This is a genomic window from Thermus thalpophilus, from assembly GCF_022760915.1.
Classification (GTDB): Bacteria; Deinococcota; Deinococci; order Deinococcales; family Thermaceae; genus Thermus; species Thermus thalpophilus.
The window spans coordinates 1-286 of sequence record NZ_JAKTNS010000155.1 but is presented as its reverse complement, the minus strand read 5'-3'; the positions used below and the strand labels follow the sequence as shown (position 1 = coordinate 286).

Below are 286 nucleotides of genomic sequence, written 5' to 3'. Positions count from 1 at the left end.
GGGCCATCCGGAAGGAGGCCCGCCTCCCCGTGGCCCACCTCCTCCTGGCCCCGGTGAGCGTGATGCCCCCGGAGAACCCTCCTCCCACCTGGCCCCTCATGCTCCTGGCCCCGCACCCCCTCCCCGGGGAGGGGATGCGGCGGGTGGAGGCCTCCCCCGAGCCCCAGCGCCCCCTCTACTGGGTGGCCTGGCGGGAGGGGGAGTGGAAGCCCACGTACGTCCTGCGGAAGGACCAGCGGGGGCGGTGGACCTGGTTCCTGGAGCCCTCCTTCCACCGGGCCCTCCT

Annotated in this window: 1 pseudogene; it reads left to right on the top strand. The window is 75.2% G+C overall.

Annotated features, from left to right (window positions below):
• Positions 1 to 286 (top strand): annotated as a pseudogene (locus L0D17_RS14090) (hypothetical protein); the annotation flags it as partial.